This is a genomic window from Streptacidiphilus anmyonensis (genome assembly GCF_000787855.1).
Classification (GTDB): Bacteria; Actinomycetota; Actinomycetes; order Streptomycetales; family Streptomycetaceae; genus Streptacidiphilus; species Streptacidiphilus anmyonensis.
The window spans coordinates 19,049-40,961 of the sequence record NZ_BBPQ01000044.1 but is presented as its reverse complement, the minus strand read 5'-3'; the positions used below and the strand labels follow the sequence as shown (position 1 = coordinate 40,961).

Below are 21,913 nucleotides of genomic sequence, written 5' to 3'. Positions count from 1 at the left end.
CCCTCAGCTGCTGAGGTCCAACTGACGCAGCACCTCACGCTCGTAGGAGGAGAGCCCGACCCCGGCGGTCAGCCGCTCCGGGTGCCCCAGCGGCGGCCCGGCGAGGCCGAGGAACGTGGCCGGCACGGACGGCACCCGGTCGTCCGCCGGACGCAGCTGACGGGCCAGCTCCGTCGGGTTGATGTCCGGGTGGAAGACCCCTACCTGGCACTGCCCGTAGACGGCCAGTGCCCGCAACACCGGATAGAAGCAGTACTTGGCGAGACCTCGCCCCAACCTGCCCACGAGGGCACCTCCTTGGCACAAAGGGGATGCCTTCCATGGTCGGCCCGGCCGCTCGAGAGCCACTCCAGGGCGAGTCATGGTCGGTGTGGTTCACGATCTCGACCGGAATCCGAGCGGCCGCGCCGACACTCCCCGCATGAGCCTCGACTACCCGCCCGCCCGTGCGAACGCCACCGAGGTGCCCGCCGCCTACCGCGAGCTGCGCGGCTCCTGCCCCGTCGCCCACGTGCGCTTCCCCAGCGGCGACCACGGCTACCTGGTCAGCCGTTACGAGGACGTGCGCCGGATCCTCGGCGACCCCGACTTCAGCCGCGCCGCGACGGTCCTGCCGGAGGCCCCGAAGCTGACCCGGCTCCCCTTCGACCCCGGCGGCCTGTTCACGCTGGACAGCCCCGAGCACACCCGCCTGCGCGCCCTGGTCGCGAAGGAGTTCAACCCGCGGCGCACGGCCGCGCTCCAGCCGCTGCTGGACGAGGCTGCGGACCGCCTCGTCGACGGCCTCGTCGCGGCCGGTCCCGGGGCCGACCTCATCAGCCACTTCGCCTTCCCCCTGCCCGCGTTCGTCATCTGCGAGCTGCTGGGCGTGCCCTTCGCCGACCGCGACACCTTCCAGTCCTGGTCCGACCAGGTCCTCTCGCTCACCGCCCCCAGCCCCGAGGCCCGCGGCGCGCTGCTCCAGTACCTCGGCGGCCTGGTCGCCGCGAAGCGCCGCGACCCCGGTGACGACCTCCTCAGCGCGCTGGCCCTCGGCGGCCTCGACGAACGCGAACTGCTGACGATGGCGGTCACCCTGCTGCTCGCCGGCCACGAGACCACCGCCGGCGTCATCGGCACCTCCGTGCTGACGCTGCTGCTGCGCCCGGAAGGGCTGCGCGCGGTCCCCTCGACCGGGGCGGCGCTCGACTCCCTGGTCGAGGAGTTGCTGCGGTACAACCCCGTCGGCGACGGCGGCCCGCTGCGCGTCACCCTGCGCGACGTCGAGATCGCCGGGACGTTCGTCCCGCGCAACAGCGCGGTGATCGCGTCGATCTGCTCGGCGGACCGCGACGAGTCCGTCTTCCCCGACCCGGACCGCTTCGACGCTTCCCGCGACGGCCGCCCCCACCTGGCCTTCGGCCAGGGCCCCCACTACTGCCTCGGCGCCTCCCTCGCCCGCGCGGAGCTGCGCACGGCGCTCAGTGCGCTGGCGCGCAGGGTGCCGCAGCTGCGTCTGGGCGTGCCGGTCGACGAACTGCGGATGCACAGCGGGTTGTTGGTGAACCGGTTGGTGGAGCTTCCGGTCGAGTGGTAACCCCGGGGGCGCGAGGAACTGCGCGAGAAACCCCCGACATGCGGATGGCCCTGCGCGTTCGGGGCTCTACCCGCGTGGGTGGCTTGTCGCGCAGTTCCTCGCGCCCCTAGGCGTGTGCAACGAACCCTTCGGCGTCGCGTGGCCCGTAACCGAACGCGCGGTCGACCGCGATGTGCGCCAGCCAGGCGAGGCCGGCGACCGTGGTGCCGCGATGGCGCGAGATCCCCGCGGCCAAGAGAAGCGCGGCAGGGACGACAGGCGAGTGCAGCGTGTTGTACGGGCGGATCGCGTAGGACGGCAGCTGCTTCCACGTCGGCGCGGCCGATAGGCCGATCAGCAGGGCCACGTCCGGCACCACCGCGCAGACCCACAGGGTCCTGCTCCGCGGCCCGGCGAGGCCCCGCGCCGCGGCCAGCGCGGCGACGCCGACCAGCGCGCTCGTCGCGCGGCCGGTCGGCGTGCGGTAGGTCCAGCCCGGTGTCATCTCCCCGCCCCCGGGGCGCCTCTGAACGTCGCGAGCGCGCCGCCGATCAGGTGGAGGCGGGTCTCGTCCAGGTGGTCCGGCGCGCCGTGGACGTCGTCGAAGGCGCGGTCCGTGCCGGGCACGCCCGCCCGGCGCAGCAGGTCGGCCTCCCCCGGGGGCGTGATCTCGTCGCGCAGGCTCGCGACGTAGTGCACCGGCACCCGCTGCTCGGCCAGCCGCGCCAGCTCCCCGTCCGTCAACGCCCAGTCGCGCAACCGCTCCCGCAGCTCGGTCGGCGGCGTCCGCATGGTGTGGGCGAGGCACGCCCGTGTCGTGGCGGGCAGCGTCGACCACCAGGCGGCGTCGGTGAAGAACCGCCGCACGGGCGCGCCGACCGTCGCGACGGACGCGATCCGCGGATCCTCCAGCGCGCAGCGCATCGCGAGGTGACCGCCGAAGCTCAGTGCCACCGCCGCGACGCGGCGCACGTCGGCGAGGCCGAGCAGCGCGTCGAGCAGGGCGGAGAGCATCCGCGGCGCGGCCGCGTCGTACCGCAGGGTGTTCTCGCCGACGCCCGGGAGTTCGGTGACGGCCAGGGCCACGCCCAGCGCGTCGGCCTGCGTCAGCAGCGGCGCCCACTGCTCCTTGACGCTGACGATGCCGCCGAGCACCAGCAGCAGCGGCCGGGGCCGCACCGGGTCCAGGCCCGCCGTCCAGGCGACGAAGCGCTCGCCGTCCAGGGAGACCGTCAGCCGGTCGATCGGGGTCGGCTGCGCGTGGCGCCAGCGGTCGAAGCTCTCGACGCAGCGCCGCTGCGCGACGCGACGCGGCTCGTCGCCGGGGAAGGGGAAGCGGGCGACGGCGTAGAGACGGCAGGCCTCCAGCAGACGGCCGAGCCCGGCGAGCCGGTCCGCGGCCGCCGTCCAGACCGGCCCCCACGCGTCGGAGCCCTCGCCCCACGGGCGGCGCACCCGCGTCAGCAGCTCCCGCGCCGTCGGTTCGTCGATGCCCTGGGCGAGCGCGTGCAGCAGCGCGAGCTCGGACAGCTCCTCGACGCCGACGCCGTCGTGGACTCTGCTGACGGTCATGCCCCTGCTCCGTCCATGAGTGCCTCCAGCAGCCCGGGATCGAGCATGGTGCTGGCCCGGGTGTCCTCGGTGTCGCCGAAGCCGGCGTCGTACAGGGCCCAGCTGACGGTGTACCTGCCGTCGATGGTGCAGCTGTCGAGGACCCACTCGTCCCCGGTGCCCGGCGAGCCGTCGGGCCGCAGCACCTGGAGCGGGCGTCCCGCCGGGCCGAAGCCGAACTCGTTGAAGCGGAACCGCAGGCCCTGCCCGATGGCCTTGCTGTAGGCCTCCTTGAGCGTCCACAGCCGGACCATCTCGTGGTTGCGGTCGTCCTCCTCCACGTCGGCCAGCATGGCGCGCTCGTACGCGGTACAGACCTGGCGCTCGATGCCGGGGCTCAGCATGGGCCGGTCCGAGAGCTCCGCGTCGACGCCGATCCAGCCGCGCCGGGTGATGCCGACCAGCAGCAGCTCGTCGGTGTGGCTCAGGCTGATGTCGATCTGGTCGCAGCCGCGCAGGTAGGGGCGGCCGCCGGGCTTGTACGCGATCTCGACCGTCTCCGGCGGCGCGTCCATGGCCTGTCCGGCGACCCAGTGCAGCAGCGAGCGCGACGCGGCGAACCGCTCGCGGACGGGCCGGTGGCGCATGTCGCGGAAGCGCGCGTAGTCGCGGCCGAGCGCGAGGGCGAGCCCGGGGTCGTCCAGGTCCTCGGGGACCCAGTCGGCCAGCCGGGCGTGCACCATGGCCACGCCGTGCTCACGGAAGGCCTTGGCGAACCGGTGCCAGGGCCCCTCCGGACCGGTCAGGCGGATCGGCCGGTCCATCACCGAGACGGAGTCGAGGGTCGTCCCACCCCCCGGGAAGAGCGGCATCACAGGCCTCCAGCAAGTGGACGAGCTCGTCGAGGACATCCGCGGCTGCGGCGCCGTCGATGACGCGGTGGTCGAAGGTGAGCCCCAGGCGCAGCACCGGGGTGGGGTGCTGCTTGATCCGGCCGGCGGTGAGGGTGACCGCCGTGCCGCCGAAGGCGTCGAAGGTGTCCACGCGCCGGTGGCCGAGCGAGCTGACGGCGACCGTGCCGAGCAGCTCGGGCCTGCGCGAGGTGCGGGCCATCGCGGCCCGGAAGGCGAGCCGGCCCACGGGGGCCGGCAGGCGGGCCAGCAGCCGTGCGGCGTCGGCGCTGCCGTCCGTGTGGTCGTCGCGGTGGTGCTCCACGAGCCGCTGGAGCTCCGCCAGCGGGAGCCGGTCCACGTCGTGCAGCACGGCGGTGTGCACCCGCCGTTCCCCGCCCGTGCCCCCGGCCGGTCCGCCGCCCGTGTCGACGGCGAGCTTGGCGTGGACCCGGTCGAAGCGGACCGTCCTCGGGAAGACCCGGCCGACGGCGACGGCGTTGGCCTCGGGGTGGCGGGCCAGCACTCGTCCGGCGGCGTAGAGCAGGTAGCTGACGACGGACGTCGGCGAGCCCGCCGCACGGGCGGCGGCCCGGTGCGCCTCGACGCCGCGCATGTCGACCTCGGCGCCCAGATGCACCGGGGCGGCGCTGCGCGCCCAGTCGAGGAAGTACCGGGTGTGACGCCGCGCCCGGTCGCGGCGGCTCACCGCCGCACCGCCCGGTGCAGCTCGCGCAGCGTCCCGGCGGTGAGCAGGTCGGCGAGCGACTGCGCCCGGCCCGCGGCGGCCTCGATGGCGAGCAGGACGCGCAGCAGCAGCATCGAGTCCCAGCCGGGCAGCGCGTCCAGCGGCAGGTCGGCCTGCTCCGCCGAGAGCTCCAGGTCCAGCTCCTCGTTGAGCAGCGCCACCAGGCCGCCCAGGTCGGCCAGTTCGGCAGGCCCGGTCCCGTTCACACCGGTCATGCCGATCGCCCTTCCCCGGGCTGCGGGCCGGGCGTGCCCAGCGCGAGCGTGCCGGTGATCCAGCGGCTCGACTCGACGCAGACCGCGAGCGTCCGCTCCCCCTCGCGCAGCAGCGGCAGCAGCAGCGCCAACTGCTGGAGCAGCAGCGCGTTCCCGGTGTTGCCGGTGTCCGCGACGCAGGACAGCTCCGCGGCTCGCTCCGCGCCGAGCGCGGCCCGCAGCCGGGCGGTGATCGCGGTCGTCATCCGGCCGCCGAGCTGCGGCGGCAGCAGGTGGTCCAGCTGCTCGCCGGTCCAACCCAGGGTCGCCAGCTGCTCCTTGGCGGCCTGCTCGGCCAGCTCGGGGACGCGCTGCTCCACGGCGGCGTAGTCCTCCGTCGCGGGCGGCAGCTGCGAGTCGCGCTCCGCCGCGCCGTACCACTCCAGCCGCTGGCCGGGCGCCACGCCCGGCAGCACCGGGCGGTGGCCGACGGCCGCGCAGCGGGCCGCGCCCGGCGCGCGGTCGGCGGAGACGACCGCCGCGCCCGCGCCGTCCCCGAAGACGACGTAGTTGACCAGCTGGGCCGGGCGCATCGAGCGGAAGTCCTGGTCCAGGTCCAGGTGTTTGGCCGCGACGTCGCCGCCGAGGACGAGGCCCAGCCCGGCCCCGTCGGCGAGCAGCGCCCGGGCCAGCGCCAACGCCTGCACAGTGCCGGAACAGCCGGACTGGAGCTGGTAGACGGGCGCGTCGCCGGCGCCGATCCGGTCCGCGACGACGGCCGCCGTGGTCGGCATCAACGCGTCCGGGGTGGCGGTGGCCAGGACCACGAAGTCGAGCTCGCGGGCCGCGACACCGGCCCGGCCGAGCGCGTCGCGCGCGGCGCGCTCGCACAGGCCCGCCAGGTCGGTGCGGCCCTTGGCGAAGTGCCGCGCGCGGGTGCCGACGAAGCGGTCGATCCACTCGGCCGGCAGACCGATCCTGGCCCCCAGCGCGGCGTTGTCCACCGGCGGTCCGGGCAGCGCGGCCGCGGCGGAGCGCAGCCACATCGTCGTGCTCATGCGGCCCTGCTCAGGGCCAGTTGCTCGTCCAGGTGGCTGACCAGCGAGTCGACGCTGACCAGGGCGGCCATCATCTCGGGCAGCGCGAGCTCGCCGAGCGCCGGCAGCCGCTCCTCCAGCAGCGTCTTCAGCTCCATCAGCATCACCGAGTCGAAGCCGAGGTCGTCGTAGAAGCGGTCGTAGCGGCCGACCTCGGCCGCGTCGACGCCGAGCACGGCGGCCACGCTGGCGGGGACCGCCTCCGCCGGGCTCTCGGTACGGGCGGGGCGGTCACGCTCGCGCTCCGCCTGATCGTGCCCGGCCGCGGGCGGGGCGGCCGACCGCACGACGGGCGCGGACGGGCGGCGCCACAGCCGCACCGAGTCGTCGAAGACCTGCGGCAGCAGCCGGGTCAGGCGCTGGTCGCCGGGGGTGTAGAGGGGGTCGAAGGACAGCTCCGCGCCCTGCCGGTACAGCTCGGCGGCGGCCGCGGCGAGCGCCTGCGCCCCCGACTGCGGGCCGCTGAGCACGCTGAACCCCGGTACTCGCGTGCCGCCCGGCACACGTCGGGCCAGCGTCAGCAGCACCGGCTTGGGGCCGAGCTCCACCAGGTGCGTGATGCCGGCCCGCAGCATCGTCTGCGCCGCGTCGGCGAAGCGGACGGTGCCGGTGATGTGCGCGCACCAGTAGTCCGCGTCCAGGCTGTGCTCCAGGCCGTGGTCGAGCACGGCGCCGGTGACGGTGGAGAACATGGGCAGCCGCGGGCTGCCCGCGGGGATCCGCCCGGCGCGGCGCAGGAACTCGGGCAGCACCGGCTCCATCAGCGTGGAGTGGAAGGCGTGCGAGACCTTCAGCGCGGTCGCGCCCGTGCCCTGCTCCGCGAAGCGCTCGCGCAGTCTGGCCAGCGCGCCCAGGTCACCGGCGAGGACGGTGGCGCCGGGGCCGTTGACGGCGGCGAGGGAGACCAGGGGCTCGGCCGCGACGATCTCGGCGAGCGCGTCCGCGTCGGCGCGTACCGCGAGCATTCCGCCGCCCTCGGGCAGCGCGCCCATCGCGGTGGCGCGGGCGGCGACGACGGCCGCGGCCTCGTCCAGGGTCAGCGCCTCCGCGGCGACGGCGGCGGCGAACTCGCCGATGCTGTGCCCGACCACGCTGTCCGGCCGCACGCCCAGCTCGGCGAGCGAGGCGGCGAGGGCGTACTCGACGGCGAAGACGCAGGGCTGCGTCCACTCGGTGCGGTGCACTGCCTCGTCGCCGCGGAGCAGCAACTCCACGACGGAACCGGGAAGGTGGGGGTCCAGGGCGCGCGAGGCCAGGTCCAGGTGGTGCCGGTACAGGGCGCTCTCGCGGTACAGCCGGGCGGTCATGCCGGGGTACTGCGCGCCCTGTCCGGTGAAGAGGAACCCGAGCACCGGCGTCTCGCCCGGCGCGTTGCCGCACCGCTCCTCGCCCGACGCGGCGTCACGCAGCCCCTCCACCAGACCCGGCAGGTCGGCGGCGGCCAGTGCGAGCCGGTACGGCTGCCCGGTGCGCACTCTGTTGCTGGTCCAGCAGACGCGGCCCACCGACACCGCAGCGGGCTCGCCCGCCCAGTCGGGCGTGAGCCGCGCCAGCGCGTCCGCCTGGGCGGCCGCGTTGCGCCGCAGTCCCTGCGCGGAGGGCGCGGTGAGGGTGAACACGGAGGCGGAGACCTCCTCGTGGTCCGTCGCCGCCGCAGCCGGTGACACGGCGGCCGCCGCGACGACGGCCTCACGCGGCGCGCCGGCGAGGATCACGTGCGCGTTGCTGCCGCCCATGCCGAAGCTGGAGACCCCGATCAGCACCCCGGTGACGTCGGCGGGCAGCGGCTCGGGCCGCTCGATGAGCCGCAGACCGTGGTCGCGCAGGGCCAGCCCCGGGTGCTCGCCGCCGACCGTGGCCAGCGGCGGGACCACGCCGTGGCGCAGCGCCAGCGTCGCCTTGATCAGCCCGGCGATGCCGGCCGCGCCCTCGGCGTGGCCGATGTTGCCCTTGACCGACCCGATCCCGCAGGGGACCGCCCGGCCCGGCCCGTAGACGTCGCCCAGCGCCCGCGCCTCGATCAGGTCGCCGATCGGGGTGCCGGTGCCGTGCGCCTCGACGAAGGAGACCTCGGCCGGCTCCACCCCGGCCCGGCGGCAGGCCGCGAGCATGACCTCGCGCTGCGCCCGTCGCGACGGGGCCATGATGCCGTTGCTGCGCCCGTCCTGGTTGACGGCGCTGCCCAGCAGCAGCGCGTGGACGAGCTGCCCGTCGCGCCGCGCGTCCGCCGCGCGCCGCAGCACCACCGCGCCGACGCCCTCGGCCCGGCCGATGCCGTCGCTGGCCGCGCCGAACGGCTTGCAGCGCCCGTCCGGCGCGGCGAGCCCGGCCTGCCGGTAGATCGCGTCGAGCGCGTCCGTCAGCACCAGGTTGACGCCGCCGACCACGGCAGTGTCGCACTCCCCGGCCAGCAGCGAGTTGACCGCCAGGTGCACCGCGAGCAGCGCCGAGGAGCAGGCCGAGTCGACGGTGAGGCTGGGACCGCGCAGATCCAGCTGGTAGGAGAGGCGGTTGGCGAGCATGGAGCGGCCCGCGCCGATGCCGAGCCGCGGCGTCGGCTCGCTGGTGTCGGAGAGCTGGAGCCGGGCCCAGTCGTCGGCCATGGCGCCGACGAAGACGCCGGTGCTGCTGCCCGCCAGCTGGAGCGGGCTGAGACCGGCGTCCTCCAGCGCCCGCCAGGCGGTCTGCAGCAGCAGCCGCTGCTGCGGATCCATCGCCGCCGCGTCGGCCCGGCTGATGCCGAAGAAGGCGTGGTCGAACGCGTCGGCGTCGTCGAGGAAGCCGCCGGGCGCGCCCGTCCCCTCCCCCTGCGCGCCGCGGCTGGCCGGACGGGGGGCGACGCTCTCCGCGCCCGCCAGCAGCATCCGCCAGAAGGCGTCGGGGTCGGCGGCCCCCGGAAACCGGCAGTCGAGCCCGACCACGGCGATCGGCCCGGCGATCGGCCCAGAGGTCGGCCCGGCGCTCGGCCCGGCCGTGGGTTCGGGCATCACAGCGCCCCGTCGCTTCCGGCGCGGACCAGGAAGCGGGCCAGCGCCTCGATGGTCGGGTAGTCCCAGGCGACCGTCGGCTCCAGGTACAGCCCGAAAGCGTCCTCGATGTCGCCGAACAGGCTCAGCGCCGCCACCGAGTCCATCCCGTACTCGCTGAACGGGATGCAGACGTTGATGTCGTTCTCCGGTCGGCGCAGGTAGCCGCTGAGCCGGGTGACGAGCCAGTCGCGGTACTCGGCCTCGAGAGGCGTGACAGCAGGCATCGCGTGGTCCCTTCGAATCGGCCCAGTCGAGTCAGTGGCGGGCGGCGGCGGGCTCGTCGTCGACGAGCGGACCGGCCAGGTGGGTGTCGTACAGGTCGAAGCTGCGGCCCTCGTGGTACCGGCCGAGCACCTCGGCGAGCATCCACTCGCTGTGCTCGTCGGCCTCCTCCGGCAGCGGCAGGCCCAGGTGGCGGCAGACGCGGGTGAGCGCGGCGACCACCCAGCGCGGGTCGGCGAGGAAGTCCCCGCCGTCCTGACGCTGCGCCAGCCACACGTTGACGCAGGCCGATCCGGCCAGCAGCAGGGTGTAGCGGTCGGCCAGCGCGTAGGCGTGCGGGCTGGCCATCGCGGTGCGGTCGTGCGGCCCGAGGGCCAGGCACTCCTCGCGGACCCGGGTCAGCTCGGCCACCAGCGCGCGGACCAGGGCCCGGACCGGCGCGAGCTCGGCGCCCGCCTCCCGCGGCCCCTCCAGCCGGTCGGCGGCCGCCAGCAGCGAGGCCACCAGGGCGTCGTCCTCGGCGGCCAGCACCAGCCGGTCGGTGTCCAGCGCGGGCAGCCCGCCGCCGGTGCGGAACAGCGCCTCGGGCGCGGGGGTCCCCTGCGTCCACGAGCGCCGGGCCAGCCGGGGCAGCTGCGGGATGATCGTCGCCTGGCAGGCGGCGCTGCCCGCGTGCCCCAGGCTCACCATGGGCAGGTCCCTGACGTGCTTCTGGAAGACGCCGTAGTCCCCGTCGCGCACGTAGAAGTTGGCGCCGAGCACGATGGAGAGGTTGTAGCAGGCGTCCTGGAGCAGCTTGGGCACCAGGTACTTGACCGCCGCCGCGTAGACGCTGGTCTGCTCCGGCAGCAGGTGCACCGCCCGGGTCGCGGCCAGGCAGATGCTGTCGCAGACCAGCAGGTCGGTGAAGGCGCTGGCCACCGTCGCCTGCGCGTGCGGGATGTCCAGCACCGACCTGCGGTACAGCTCCCGGCTGGTGGCGAAGCGCACCACGGTGCGCAGCGCCGTGTCCGCCCCGCCCAGCACCATGCCGGGCACCACGCTGCGGGTGATCTGGAAGGAGCGCAGCGCCGTCTCCACACCGCCGCCCTGACGTCCCACCAGGGCGTCGGCGGGGACGCGGCACCGCTCGAACGAGAAGCCCGCGACCTGGCAGCCGCGCACGCCGACCGTCCGGTACCGGTCCGTCACCCGCCAGGCGTCCTCCGGCAGCCCGGCGGTGTCGACCAGCAGCACCGAATGGCTGCGCGGGCCGCGCTGACCGGGCGGCGCGGTCAGGCAGAACAGCACCAGGCCCTCCGCGCGCCCGGCGTTGTTGATGACGTCCTTGCGCCCGTCGAGCAGGTAGCCGCCGCTGCCGTCCGGACGGGCGGAGAACTCGTTGCGGACGAAGTCGTTGCCGTGCGCCAGCTCGTGGTAGGCGATCGCGAGGCGGCCGCCGCCGCGCAGCAGGTCCGCGGTCCGGCCGCGCTGCGCCTCGTCGCCCGCCGCCCACACCGCGATCGCGGCGAGGAACGAGGTGACGCCGTAGCCGAGCCCCAGCGAGGCGTCGCGCCGGAACAGCGGGCGCAGCACGCGGGCCAGCCCGTCGATCCGGTCCAGGTTGCCGCCCAGCTCACGCGGGACGAACTCGTCGTTGAGCCGGAAGGCCGCCAGCGCCCGCTCCGCCTCCACCGACAGCTCGCCGCGCTCGTCCGCCTCCAGCAGCGCCGCGTTGCCGAAGGGGTTGCCCGCCTCGTGCGGGTCGCCCAGCAGCTCCTCGAACGCGGCGACCCGCTCCCGGATCTGCCGCTCCCCCGCGTCCAGGCCGACGCCCCCGTGGTCGGGCGTGGCGCCTGCCTGGCCGTGCGTCGTGCCTGCGCCGTGTGGACCCTCCGCCGGATCGCCGCTGCACGGCGTGTCGTTCAGCCTGCTCAACATGACACGGGTCCCTCCGCCACTGGGCAGGGCAGCAGCGAGAAGAGGCTGCCCCGCTGGTACTGCTCGATGAGCCGGGCCTCGAGCCGCTCGCTCAGGTCCGTCTCAGTGGCGCCGCCCGCCGCCGGCGCCGACAGCCGGGCCGGCCCGCCGAGGGCCTGACGCCGCAGCACCCGGTCGAGTACGGCCTCCAACCACAGGCCGTCCCGCCACAGTTCGCCCGTCGGCCCGCACTCGGCGGCCTGATGGGAGTGCAGCCACAGCCCCAGCGCCGCCGCGCCGGCGAAGCACAGGGAGTACCTGCGGGCGTCCTCGAAGCTCGCCGGGGCCGCGTCGCCGACGGTCGAGGTGCACGTCGCGATCCGCTCGTGCAGCTCGCGGGCGGTCCGGTCCAGCTCCTCCGCCAGCGCGGCCGCACGGGCCAGCGCGGGCCGGCCGACCGCCTCGGCGCGCAGCTCGCGGACGGCCGCGGGCAGGGTGCCCATGATGCTGCTGCCGTAGCGCGAGACCAGCACCAGCTGCCCCGGGTCGAACTCGGGCAGCCGCCGGTCCAGGTCGAACAGCGAGGCCAGACGCGGCCGATGGTCCGCGGGGGCGAGGAAGCTGCGCGCCAGCGCCCGGAACTGGACCACCAGCGAGTACAGGTTGACCATCGTGTTGCCGTCGAAGATGCCGACGATCCGGTGGTCGCGCGCCAGCTTCTGGTAGCGGCCGTGGGCGTAGTGGTCGGCGAGGAAGCTGCGCGCGCCCAGCAGCCCGCCCAGATCGGCGACGATCTCGTCGACCACCGACGGCACCAGGTACTTGGCCACGGCGGCGGTCACGCCCAACTCGCTGGTGAGCGCGTGGATGCTGCGCACCGCGACGGTGTTGAGCGCCTCGCACAGCAGCAGGTCGGCGTAGGCGCCGGCGAGGGTGTGACGCGTGAGCGGCAGCTCGGCCAGCATCCTGCCGTACAGCTCCCGCTCCTGCGCGAAACCGACGGCCAGCCGCAGCGCGTGGTCGGCGGCGCCCAGCGAGAGCGCCGGGCACAGCGTCCGGGTGACCTGAAGCGTGCGCAGCACCAGCTCGGCCCCGCCGCCCACGCCGCCGACGACGGCGTCCGCGCCCACGGGCGCGTCCTGGAGGACGACGCCGCTGATGTCCGCGCCGCGGATGCCGAGGGTGCGCAGCTTGGGCAGGTGCCGGTAGGTGCCCTCGGGCAGCTCGTCCTTGTCGACCAGCACCAGCGAGAATCCGCGCGGGCCGCCGGTGGGCGAGGTCCGGGTGAGCAGCGACAGCAGCCGCCCCCGGGTGGCGTTGTTGATCAGCCACTTCTCGCCGTTCAGGCGCAGTCCGTCGCCGTGGTTCTCGGCGGTGAGCTCACCGGCCAGGATGTCGCTGCCGTGGGTGCGCTCGGTCAGCCCGAGCGAGACCCGGGCCCCGCGCCGGACCAGCCGGGCCAGCCGCCGGGCGGCCGCGTGGTCGCCCGAGAGGAAGACCGGCGCCGCGCCGAGGAAGGTCTTGCCGTGCGCGATCGCGACCGTGAGGTCCCGTCGGGCCAGCATCCGGATCAGCTGGGACAGGTCCTGGTAGTCCGTCAGCCGACCGCCGTACTGGGCCGGGACGTAGTACTCGGCCAGCCCCCACAGGTCGAGCGCGGCCAGCTGCTCGGCGGGGAACTCCTCGCCCTCGTCCAGCCGGATCGACTCCTGGTAGGAGTGCACCCCGGCGTCGTCGGCCGGGTCGCCGAGCTCCCGGTCGAGCCGGGCGCCGAGCTCCCAGGAGGGGTGCGGCAGCGGCCAGTCGAGCCCGGCGGGCGCAGTGCGCCGCGGCGTCGTCACCACGACGGCCTCCCGCCCGCGCCTGGCGATCCCATCGTGCCGTTCGGCATCGTGCCGTTCGGCATGGCACCGTTCGGCATCGCACCGCCCCTGAAGCCGCTCATCCCGCTGCCCATGCCGCTGCCCATCCGGCTGCCCATGGCCCTGCCCGCTCCGCCTAGGGCTGCGCCGGCGACCCCGCTGGCGACCCCGCTGGCGATCAGCTCGCTCAGGTACGGGTGCAGCACCGAGTGGATCGGGCGGATCGAGCCGTTGAGCAGCAGCTGCCGCATCTCGCCGCGCCGCGGCTTGCCGCTGGTCGTGCGGCGCAGCGTGCCGGGGCGGACCAGCAGCACGTTCTCCGCCGGGATGTCGAACTCGCGCAGGATGCTGCGCTGCGCGGTGGCCGCGAGCGCGGCGAAGTCGGTGTCGGGCTGCCCGGGGCGGCGCACCTCCTGGATCAGGACGACCTGCTCGCGGCCGGACTCGCCGGTGTCGATCCCGAACGCGGCCCCGGATCCGAACTGCGCGTCCGCACGCTGCACGGCCCGCTCGATGTCCTGCGGGTAGAGGTTGCGCCCGGCCAGGATCACGATCTCCTTGATCCGGCCGGTGACGAACAGCCGCCCCTCGTGCAGCACACCGAGGTCGCCGGTGCGCAACCAGCCGATGTCGCCCTCGGCGGTGACGGCCTGGAAGGTCTCGCCGGTCTCCAGCGGCCGGTTCCAGTAGCCGAGCGCGACCCCGGGACCGCGGAGCCAGATCTCGCCGACGGTGCCGTCGGGCAGGCTCGCGTGCGTGTCGGGGTCGACGACGCGCAGCTCGCAGCCGTGCGGACGGCCGCTGCTGACGATGGTGCGCGGCGTCCCGCCGCCGATGGCGGCGCCCTTGAGGCGACGCCCGTCCAACTCCTCGCCGTCGGCGCGGAACCGCATCGGCTGACGGCCCGGGGTGTCGCCGGCGACCAGCAGCGTCGCCTCGGCCATGCCGTAGCAGGGGTAGAGCGCGCCCCGCTGGAGCCCGACGGGCGCGAAGCGCTCCGCGAACCGGGCCAGCGTGCCGGCCTTGATCGGCTCGGAGCCGTTGACCGCGTTGCGCCAGCTGGAGAGCTCCAACCCCTCCATCTGCGCGTCGCTGATCCGGTCCAGGCAGAGCTGGTAGCCGAAGTCGGGCCCGCCGCCGGTGGTGACCCGGTACTCGGTGATCATGCGCAGCCAGGACACCGGTCGGCGGATGAACGCCACCGGCTCCATGTGCACGCCCGACGCGCCCAGCCAGAGCGGGTGCAGCAGGTGGCCGACCAGGCCCATGTCGTGGTGGAACGGCAGCCAGCCGCCGATGACCGAGTCCGGCCCGGTGCGCATGGCCCGACGGATCGTCTCCTGGTTGGCGGCGAGGTTGCCGTGGGAGACCATCACGCCCTTGGGCTCACCGGTGGAGCCGGAGGTGTACTGCAGGAAGGCCAGCTTGTCAGGCGCGAAGGCCGGCTCGACCCAGCTGTCGGCGCTGTCCTCGGGCAGTAACTCGGTGGCCAGACACCGCACCTGCGGCCGGCCCGCCTCGGCGAGCCGCTGCGAGATCTCCGGCGCGTTGGCGCTGTCGGTCAGCACCAGGCTCGCGTTGGCATCTCTGATGATGCCGAGGAACCGCTCGAGGTTGACGCTGGAGCTGTCCGGCACGGGCGTCGGCACGGCGACCGCGCCCGCGTACAGGCAGCCGAGGAAGCTGGTGAGAAAGGCCAGCCCCGAGGACTGGAGCACCAGGACCCGGTCGCCGGCCTTGCCCGTCTCCTGGATCCACGCGGCGATACCGCGGGCGGCGCGGTCCAGCTCCTGGTAGGAGACGCGCTCCGGCTCCGGCCCGCTCGGCTTCTGATGCAGGAAGACGAACGCGTTCCGCTTCCCCAGCGCCTCCGCGTGTGCACGGAACCGCTCGGTGAAGGTGCGTGCGTCGGTGAACGTGCGTGCGCTCGACGGCTCGACCCCACTCGTCACGTCTGTTCCCCCTCAGCTCGGACCGTGTGCGGGATCCTCCGTCGGATCCGCTGGTGCCGAGAATGGGGCGGGTCTCTCGAGAGCCCCTCGCGACCATGTCGAACCGGCCAGAGGCCGACTCGCGCGCTCCCTCATCCGTACTCGAAGGGCTCCGCCCTGCTCATGGCCGTTCGCTCACGTCGGCCACGGCTCCGCGAGGCGCCCGGCTCGAGTCGTTCCCGCGTCCGACCGCTGCGCCACCTGGGCGGCCTGGACCGCGCCCCACAGCGTCCCGGCGGCCGAGAACGCCGTCGTCGGCATGGTCCCGGGCGGGAACGAGACCCCGTACGTGCGCTCGAGCACCTCGGTCAGCTGGATCATGCCCATCGAGTCGAGCCCGCACTCGGTCAGCGAGGTCACCGGCAGCAGCGGCTCGTCCGGCTCCAGGTACGGCAGCGCCGCACGCACCGTCCCCTCGAACGTCTGGTCCCAGGGCGCAGCGTCCATGATCGCTCCTTCGGCCGTGTCAGCGGCGGGGTGACGTCTCGGAGCCGCACTGTGCGCCGCGCTGCTCGAGCCGACCTTGAGCACGTCACCGGGGTCGCGCGAGACCCCTTCCGCTCCCCCCGCTCGCCCCTCCTTCAAGCGTTCCTCCGGCCCGGTCGGCGACGGTTCCGGCGCCCGTCCGTCCTGCCAGCCCTGTCCTGTCCGTTCCGCCATCAGGAGGCGCAGACCATGACGCAGACCCCCGGCAGCCCGTCCTCGGCTCCCGCGCCCGACGACGCCTTCCTCTCCGACGCCTTCCTGTCCGACGCCGACCTCGACGAGATCCTCGAGGAGTCCGACGCCCTGCGCGCCGCCACCGCCACCACGGCCACCGCGGCCGACTAGGCGCTCAGCGAGGCGCCCCGCCCCTCCCCGCGGGGCGTCCCTCCGGGACGGCCGAGAGGCTCCTGGACGGCATACGCCGCCCAGGAGCCTCTGGCGTTGACGACGCGCCCTCGCGTTTCGTTGCGACCGGTTCAGTGCGTCGGCGCGTACGGGCGCATCATCTCGTTGTCCTCGTGGTCGATGATGTGGCAGTGCCAGACGTACCCCGGCCCCTCGGTGGGGTCGAAGGGGAAGCGGTTCTCGCCCGGCTTGACGGTGCCGGCGCGCAGCGCCGTGGGCGCCCAGCGGGCGACCACTCGCGTGATCATTCCGGGCAGGGCGTTGACGGTGTCCTTCCAGCCCGCCTCGCTCGGGTCCGGCGGGATGACCGGTCCCACCAGGTGGGGGCCGAAGGCGGGATTGCCGCCGATGGCGCCGTCCGCGTTCGGGGTGAGGTAGTCGCGCGGCGGCCCGTAGCCGGGGATGACCACCCCGGGCGGGTAGCTGACCTTGCCCAGCGTCCCGTCGCAGTTCTGCCCGTCGAACACGCCGCCCGGGAACTCGGACGCCCAGGCGTCCATGTAGGACCGGACGTCGACGTGCTGCCGGTTCAGGACCTGGAACTGGACCAGGTGGATGTGCATGGGGTGCGCGAACATGGCGACGTCGAGGATCTCCCAGACCTCGGTGGCCCCGACGCGCGGCCGTTCGGTCAGCCACAGGCCCTGGCCGTACCCGTCGGGCCGGGAGCCGACGATCGGAGTGTCCGTTCCGGCGCGCAGGCCGGTCCACATGCTGTTGTTGACCAGGGCCAGGATCGTTCCCGGCTCGGCGGGCTTGGGCGGCGTGTAGCACGCGACGCTGTCCTGCTCGTTGATCACCAGCTGGCGCCTGGCGTGCACCGGAACGCCCGGCGGCACATGGCCGGTGCGGGGATCGGCGAGCCGGACGATCGGCGCGGGCCGCCCGGCTCCGCCGCGCAGCGGAGCGCAGGACGCCGGGTCGTAGGTGGCGTCCCTCCCGCAGAGCGGGAGCGACACGTCGATCCGCATGATCTGACCGTCCAGGGTCGGATCCGGCGGGCTGCCGGTGGGGAAGGAGCGGACCGCGTCGTTGGTCAGGATCAGTGAGGCGCCTTCGAGGCCGGCGAAGTCGATGACCACGTCGGCGCGCTCGGCCGGAGAGAGCATGAGCCGGGGAGCCTTGGGCCGGCCGGGCGTGTTGAGTTCGGCGGGGGTGTCGAGCAGTCCGCCCTCGGTGCCGATCTGCCAGAACGCGACCGCGGACGGCGCGCCGCCCCGGTCCGCGTCCGGTGCGTCGGTCAGGCTCATCGACAGGTAGCGGTTGTTGCATCCGTTGAGGAAGCGGAAGCGGTAGCGGCGTGGCTCCACCTTGAGCACCGGCCAGGTGCGTCCGTTGACGCACATCGCGTCACCGAGGTACGCCGGGATCCAGTACGGGTGCGCCTTCGGATTGGGCGGCGGGCCGACGAAGGTGTCGTCGTAAGGGTTCGAGCCGTCGGGGAAGAGCAGTTGCCCGTTGGTGTCGAACCGCCGGTCCTGGATCGCGAGTTCGATCTCGTACGGGTCGGCGGGAAGCCCCAGCGGGTTGTCCGGCCGCCCGGTGTCGTACTGGTCGCGGACGAGGTAGAAGGCGGCGAGACCGGCGTACACGTTCAGTCGGGTGACGCCGAGGGCGTGGTCGTGGAACCACAGCGTGCACGACTGCTGGCTGTTCGGATACCGGTAGACGGCCTCGTTCGGCGCGGCCCCGTCGTGGGTGGCGTATCCGGGACCGCGCAGCCCGTTCGCAGTGAACCACCCGGACGGCCCGCCGTCGTCCCCGGAGGGCACCTCCCCGCCGTGGAGGTGCGCGACCGCCGGGATCGGACCGCGGTAGGGCTCGAAGGACTCCATCTGGTGGAGCGGGTCGGCCCAGTGGATGGTCTGGTCGACCGTCAGCAGCGGTGCCAGCCGCGAACCGTGGCCGATCCAGGGCAGCTTGTTGACGTAACGGACGGTGGTGGGCCGCCCCTCCCAGGCTTCGACGGTACAGCCCGGCCAACTGGCCGGTCGGTCCGCGACCTGGTAGCCCCACACCCAGGTGCCCTCCTTGTGGGAGCGCGGATACATCCCCGGCGGCAGCACCTGCTGCGGGAACTCGACGAACGAGGTCGTCATCGACGAGGCGGTGACCCGCTGACCGCCGAACGTCGGCAGCGCGGTGACGTATTTGGGGATCTTCCCGCCGGGCAGCGGCGTCTGCGGCCGAAGCACCGACGCCACCGCCGTCTGAGGCCGGATCAGACCGTTGAGAGAGGTCACGGAGGCCGCCCCGAGGCATCCCGCGACGGCCAGCAACCGTCGGCGGCTCAGCTGTGCTCGGTCGGACCGGTCGCTGTTTTCGTGCTCGGACAAGGCATGCCTTCCTGGGAAGCTGCGACACCGCCCGTCTGCCAAGCCGCAGCAGGCCCTGCCGCCGACCACCGTCAACCATCCGATATGCGCACTGTCACCACTTATGCGCGCATTGTGACGACGCTGAGCATACGACTTGTCACTCCGCGCTCAAGGAACCGCCCCAGCACGGCGCGCCGTCGCCACTGGGGGCCTCCCTCACGCCGTCTCCCGCCTCCGCACGCACCTGATCTGTCGAAAGTCGTGTGACGTCACCGTCGGCCTCCGGCACAATCCGCGGCATGGAGTCGTCTGATCTTGTGCTTGAGCCAGTCGAGGTCATGGCCGGCGGCTACCGCCTCCGGCCCCCTTCGCCGCGTGAGGCCAAGGACGTGCTGGCGATGTCGCACGAGGCCGAGATCCGGATGTGGAACGCGCTGACCGGCGTCACCGATGAGGAGACGGCCCTGGCCTGGTGCGAGCGTTGGTCGAACTGGAACGGGGGCGCCTCGGCGCAGTGGGGAGTCTTCGACGCCCCGGAGGGCAGGCTGCTCGGAACGATATCCCTGTTCGACATCGACACCGAGAACTCCTCCGCGGAGATCGGCTACCGGGTCGCACCGTGGGCCCGCGGCCGAGGCGTCGGCACCGCCGCGCTGCGTTCGGTCGCAGACTGGGCGTTCGGGGAGCTGGGGCTGACGCGGCTACAACTCCTGCACGGACTGGAGAACCCCGCATCCTGCCGGGTCGCGGCGAAGTCCGGATTCCTGCTGGAGGGCACGCTCCGGTCCTCGTATCGCTACGGCGACGGCGAACTGCACGACGAACATCTCCACGCACGGCTCGCGCGTGACCCGTTCCCGCCGCCACTGCCTGGCACGCAGCACCCCTGAGGCAGCCCGGCCCAGGGTGGCACGGCCGAGCACCGCTCGCCCTGCGTCCACGTCCCACACCGGGGGACTGCCGGAGCCCGGACATGCGAAAGGCCCTGGACCGTTTTTTCAGGTCACAGGGCCTTCCGGCTTCCACGTGGCGGGTGCAGGGTTCGAACCTGCGTAGCTTGCGCGACAGATTTACAGTGTCCCGTGATCAACTAGCGCCGGGGCACTTCCGCCGCAGGTCAGACGGGTACCAGGACGCCCGCAGCGCCGTCGTCTCCGTCGTCGTGCCGTTCACGTGCCTTAAGCGCTTGATCACGCATCGCGTCGAGTGTCCGTGCCGCTTCGTCCTCTCGCGCCTGCACAGCACGAGCGTAGTGGCGCGTCGTGACACTGGCGTTGGAGTGGCCGAGCCGCTTGGCCGCCGCCATGACGCCGAGCCGGTCCGCCACCCACGTGGCGTGAGTCGCCCGGAGGTCCTTCGGGGTGATCTCAGGGAGCCCGGCGCGCTCGGCGGCGGGGTCGAAGATGTACTCGCGCCACCAGCCGTAGCGGAGCGGCCGACTGAGGCGGTCCCCGGTGAAGACGAGGGGGTCACCTTCCTCCGGAAGCTTGGCGATCAGCCGCTGGAGGGCAGTCACCACAGTGGCCGGGATCGTGATCTCTCGTGTCTGGTGCGACTTGGGCAGGTCGAACACCTGCTTCCCGCTGATCTCGGTAACGCTGGCCACGACGTGGATGCGCTGCGAGGCCAGATCGACAGCGGACCGGCGGAGGGCGAACGCCTCACCGAGCCGCAGTCCGGCGTACGCCAGCAGCATGACGAGGACGCGGTGCTTGCCCCGGAGTTGCCCGATGAGCCGTTCGACCTGCTCGGGCGTCAGGATGGTCGGTTCTGCCTGGGTGATGCGCGGGAGCTTGACGCCACGGCACGGCGATGAGCTGCGCATATCATTGTCCACAGGCGCGGCCATCATCTGACTCAGCACGATGTAGGCGTGCCGGATGCGCGACGCGCTCAGGCCGTCCGAGCGCATCTCGGCAACCCACTCGGCAACCATGATCGGGCGGAGGTCAGCAACAGCCACCGTGCCGAACTTCGGCTTGATCCGGGAACGGATCAGTCCGGCATAGAGCGCGTCGGTGGTCGCCTTGAGGCCCGGCCGGGCGGAGGCCAGCCAGCGGTCAGCCCACTCCCCCACGGTCGTCTTCCCCGCGTCCGGGTCGAGCCAGCGACCTTCCTCGATCTCGACGCGCTTCCTGTCCAGCCACAGGCCAGCGTCGGTGATCGTGGCCGAGCGCGAAGCGCGAGGCATGTCCCAGGGTGATGCGATTGCGATGCTGCGCGCACACGCACCGAAGAAGCTGCCAGAAGACGCCAACATGCTTCGGCAATGGAAGCGTTGGGAGGCCGGCGAAACGATGCCGGGCGCGTCAAGGCGTCGGTCAACGGTCGCTGAGCACTGCACTCACCAGATCCGTTGGGCGCCCGGCAGATGTCTAGGTTCAGTTGATGCTTGACGGTTCGGCTTCACCTGACGTTTGACGGTCGGGCTAGACGATCAAGCTGCAATCGCCTCCCTTCGGGGCGGGCCCTCGGGCATGCTCATGGCCCGTGAGCGCCTACAGCAGCGACCAGGACTTGAACGTCATGGACATCACCGGGAACGGCGCTGAGATGGACGTGGCCACGAACCTGCTGGATGGCACAGTGCGCCTGTCAGTAGTGCTGTGGACCGATGAGATCTACCTGTCCCCGGACGATGCCGAGCGCGTAGCCCATGCCTTGCTCCGCGCCGCCGAGGAAGGCCGTCGTCGTGCGCACGAAGCCCGAGTACGGACCTCACGAGGCACAGCAGGACCGGACTGTGGAACCGGGAGGGCATGAGGCAGGATGACGGCTCATGACGCCGGTTCCTTCTCCTGACACACACAAGTCTGCCGCTGAGTGGGTCAGCCGAGGCCACCAGGCCGCAGCACGAGGAGACTGGAAAGAGGCCGCCAACGCCTGGCTCGCTGGCTCGAACTCGGGAAGCCTCGAATCGGCGAACTTGCTGCTGAGCGCCATCCCGGGCCTCAGGGCGCTCGCGGACACTGGCGACATCGACGCACAGGCGCTAGCGGCCGGCCTGATGGTCGACTTCCTGGACGACTCCGCGCTCCCCACTGCATTCGAATACGCACGTTCGGCAGCCAAGGCCGGGAACGCGGCGGCGACACGCACCCTGGGGTACATGTACCGCTCAGGACGCGGCGCCCCAGCCTCCTCGTTCCAAGCGGAGTCCCTGTTCAGCTCCGCCGCCCAGGCAGGCGACCCGTACGCCGCCTACAACCTGGCGGGAATGCACATCACGGGCGAAATCCGCTCCAGGAACCACGCAGAGTGCCTGCGCCTCCTCCGCCAAGCCGCCAATGGCGGGGTGACAGAGGCAGCGGCCGTGCTCGGCAACCAACTGGCCGCAATCGACGAGGACGAAGAGGCCCTCTCCTGGTACCTCCACGCCGCTCGGCAAGGCCATACAAGTGCGATGTTCGCCGCTGGCTGCTGGTACCGCGACGGCTTGGGAACAGCCCCAGACAAGGTCCAAGCGGTTCGCTGGTTCCTCGCCATGCTCAATCACGCCAACGGGGATGGACTACACGAAGCGATCCAGCTGGTCATGCACGGGATGACCGATGAACAGATCCAGGCCGCTGCAGAACTTGCCGGTCGGACACAGGACGCCGAGACACTCATACGCAGAGCGCATCACCACGGGAGGTGATCGACCCTCGCCCGAGGTCTGGACGA

General features: G+C 73.2%; 19 protein-coding genes. 4 read left to right on the top strand and 15 right to left on the bottom strand.

What is annotated here, in order from left to right:
- Positions 1–3 precede the first annotated feature (3 nt).
- On the bottom strand, positions 4–285 hold the full coding sequence (locus TR50_RS29105) for a DUF6059 family protein (RefSeq protein WP_042428655.1): 282 nt from the start codon (positions 283–285) through the stop codon (positions 4–6).
- A gap of 136 nt (positions 286–421) precedes the next feature.
- Between TR50_RS29105 and TR50_RS29100 the strand changes: the two genes are divergently transcribed.
- Positions 422–1,576: a cytochrome P450 gene (locus TR50_RS29100; protein WP_042428652.1), complete on the top strand. Its 1,155-nt coding sequence runs from the start codon at positions 422–424 to the stop codon at positions 1,574–1,576.
- Positions 1,577–1,682: 106 nt separating this feature from the next.
- Here the strand turns inward: TR50_RS29100 and TR50_RS29095 are convergent, their stop codons facing one another.
- The 12 genes from TR50_RS29095 to TR50_RS47125 form a co-directional block, all read right to left on the bottom strand.
- Positions 1,683–2,060, bottom strand: coding sequence for a DUF4260 family protein (locus TR50_RS29095; protein WP_052441455.1), 378 nt, complete (start codon positions 2,058–2,060; stop codon positions 1,683–1,685).
- Positions 2,057–3,127, bottom strand: coding sequence for an alpha/beta hydrolase (locus tag TR50_RS29090; protein ID WP_042428651.1), 1,071 nt, complete (start codon positions 3,125–3,127; stop codon positions 2,057–2,059). Before TR50_RS29090 ends, TR50_RS29095 begins: the two co-directional genes overlap by 4 nt.
- Positions 3,124–3,978 (bottom strand): 4'-phosphopantetheinyl transferase family protein, encoded by an 855-nt coding sequence (locus tag TR50_RS29085; RefSeq protein ID WP_052441453.1) that lies wholly within the window; start codon positions 3,976–3,978, stop codon positions 3,124–3,126. Before TR50_RS29085 ends, TR50_RS29090 begins: the two co-directional genes overlap by 4 nt.
- A complete protein-coding gene (locus tag TR50_RS44710; protein ID WP_236654632.1) occupies positions 3,863–4,705 on the bottom strand; it encodes a 2-oxo acid dehydrogenase subunit E2 in 843 nt (280 codons plus the stop codon). Before TR50_RS44710 ends, TR50_RS29085 begins: the two co-directional genes overlap by 116 nt.
- Entirely contained in the window at positions 4,702–4,959 is a 258-nt protein-coding gene (locus TR50_RS29075) for a hypothetical protein (RefSeq protein ID WP_042428650.1), read from the bottom strand. Before TR50_RS29075 ends, TR50_RS44710 begins: the two co-directional genes overlap by 4 nt.
- Positions 4,956–5,996, bottom strand: a complete 1,041-nt coding sequence (locus TR50_RS29070) for a 3-oxoacyl-ACP synthase III family protein (RefSeq protein ID WP_042428648.1) — start codon at positions 5,994–5,996, stop codon at positions 4,956–4,958. Before TR50_RS29070 ends, TR50_RS29075 begins: the two co-directional genes overlap by 4 nt.
- On the bottom strand, positions 5,993–9,022 hold the full coding sequence (locus tag TR50_RS29065; protein WP_042428640.1) for a type I polyketide synthase: 3,030 nt from the start codon (positions 9,020–9,022) through the stop codon (positions 5,993–5,995). Before TR50_RS29065 ends, TR50_RS29070 begins: the two co-directional genes overlap by 4 nt.
- Positions 9,022–9,288 carry an acyl carrier protein gene (locus TR50_RS29060; protein ID WP_042428637.1) on the bottom strand — a complete coding sequence of 89 codons (267 nt, stop codon included), beginning with the start codon at positions 9,286–9,288 and terminating at the stop codon, positions 9,022–9,024. The genes TR50_RS29065 and TR50_RS29060 overlap by 1 nt, the downstream gene beginning before the upstream one ends.
- A 31-nt stretch (positions 9,289–9,319) precedes the next feature.
- Entirely contained in the window at positions 9,320–11,206 is a 1,887-nt protein-coding gene (locus TR50_RS29055) for an acyl-CoA dehydrogenase family protein (protein ID WP_084701153.1), read from the bottom strand.
- Positions 11,200–13,029, bottom strand: coding sequence for an acyl-CoA dehydrogenase family protein (locus TR50_RS29050; RefSeq protein WP_152648700.1), 1,830 nt, complete (start codon positions 13,027–13,029; stop codon positions 11,200–11,202). The genes TR50_RS29055 and TR50_RS29050 overlap by 7 nt, the downstream gene beginning before the upstream one ends.
- On the bottom strand, positions 13,023–14,999 hold the full coding sequence (locus TR50_RS29045; protein WP_063775164.1) for a fatty acyl-AMP ligase: 1,977 nt from the start codon (positions 14,997–14,999) through the stop codon (positions 13,023–13,025). Before TR50_RS29045 ends, TR50_RS29050 begins: the two co-directional genes overlap by 7 nt.
- Positions 15,000–15,173: 174 nt before the next feature.
- The gene (locus TR50_RS47125) at positions 15,174–15,485 is read right to left on the bottom strand and encodes an acyl carrier protein (protein ID WP_042428632.1); all 312 of its coding nucleotides are present in this window, start codon (positions 15,483–15,485) and stop codon (positions 15,174–15,176) included.
- 228 nt (positions 15,486–15,713) lie between these two features.
- Between TR50_RS47125 and TR50_RS47120 the strand changes: the two genes are divergently transcribed.
- Positions 15,714–15,869 (top strand): hypothetical protein, encoded by a 156-nt coding sequence (locus TR50_RS47120; protein ID WP_160311204.1) that lies wholly within the window; start codon positions 15,714–15,716, stop codon positions 15,867–15,869.
- Between the two features lie 131 nt (positions 15,870–16,000).
- Here the strand turns inward: TR50_RS47120 and TR50_RS29035 are convergent, their stop codons facing one another.
- Positions 16,001–18,265, bottom strand: a complete 2,265-nt coding sequence (locus tag TR50_RS29035; RefSeq protein ID WP_052441451.1) for a multicopper oxidase family protein — start codon at positions 18,263–18,265, stop codon at positions 16,001–16,003.
- A gap of 299 nt (positions 18,266–18,564) precedes the next feature.
- Here TR50_RS29035 and TR50_RS29030 point away from each other — a divergent pair, with 299 nt between their 5' ends.
- Positions 18,565–19,137, top strand: coding sequence for a GNAT family N-acetyltransferase (locus TR50_RS29030; RefSeq protein WP_201776890.1), 573 nt, complete (start codon positions 18,565–18,567; stop codon positions 19,135–19,137).
- Between the two features lie 227 nt (positions 19,138–19,364).
- Here the strand turns inward: TR50_RS29030 and TR50_RS29025 are convergent, their stop codons facing one another.
- Entirely contained in the window at positions 19,365–20,438 is a 1,074-nt protein-coding gene (locus tag TR50_RS29025) for a tyrosine-type recombinase/integrase (RefSeq protein ID WP_042428621.1), read from the bottom strand.
- 588 nt (positions 20,439–21,026) lie between these two features.
- Here TR50_RS29025 and TR50_RS29020 point away from each other — a divergent pair.
- Positions 21,027–21,887 (top strand): tetratricopeptide repeat protein, encoded by an 861-nt coding sequence (locus TR50_RS29020; protein ID WP_084701149.1) that lies wholly within the window; start codon positions 21,027–21,029, stop codon positions 21,885–21,887.
- Positions 21,888–21,913: the final 26 nt, after the last annotated feature.